Genomic DNA, 716 nt, shown 5'->3' with positions numbered 1-716 from the left:
CGCCTTTGATGTCCGGTTTGATACCTTCGATGATACCCAAAATGAACACAATGAAACCTTCACCATCAGTGCCCAAACCACCCACCAACAGAGTGCCGTCACAGGCACTGTAACCATAAACGATAACGATAGCGATCCTGCCTGGCAACTCACCGCCTCTGCTCCAGTGACAGAGGGGCAAGATGCTTACCTTCAATGGGAAGCCACCCTGTCCTCTCCCAGCCTTGGCGAGAGCTGGACGCAAATAAACGCTATCGGCATTATTGCTGGCGGCCCAGACAGAGAAGAGGCAACGCTGGGTGGAGAGACCAGTGACATTGGTGAATTTGAAATCTCGGTAGATGGCGGCATGACATGGAATGTTCAGAAAGAAAACGTGCAGAATGAGGGAAATTTTTTCTTCAGGGCCCCCTCAGGAACCTCATCTGTGCTTATTCGAGCAGCACTGCGGGATGACGATGTCTATGAAGGCACCGAAGTGGTTATGCTGAATATCATTGAGCATAGTAATGATGCGGGGATTGCTCGCCCATTATTCACTTCAATGGCGACGGGCACCATTTACGATGATGAATCTGCACCAACGGTTGATTCACTCACCGCCGACAGCACCACCGTTGCTGAAGAGGACAACACCAACCTCAGCTGGACCCTGAGCCTCAACAATGCCTCGGCCACCGCCACCACCCTGCTGCTGGATATCAGCAACCCCGGCC

Annotated in this window: 1 protein-coding gene; it reads left to right on the top strand. The window is 52.5% G+C overall.

The annotated features are described in order from the left end of the window. Positions 1-166: 166 nt before the first annotated feature. Positions 167-716: hypothetical protein (locus A8L45_RS24855; RefSeq protein WP_217492221.1), on the top strand; the 550-nt coding region annotated here is incomplete at its 3' end.

Origin of the sequence: Veronia pacifica (assembly GCF_001707825.1) — a bacterium.
GTDB classification, from domain to species: domain Bacteria; phylum Pseudomonadota; class Gammaproteobacteria; order Enterobacterales; family Vibrionaceae; genus Veronia; species Veronia pacifica.
Note: the sequence above shows the minus strand (reverse complement) of the source record. Positions and strands in the feature narration are given on the sequence as shown.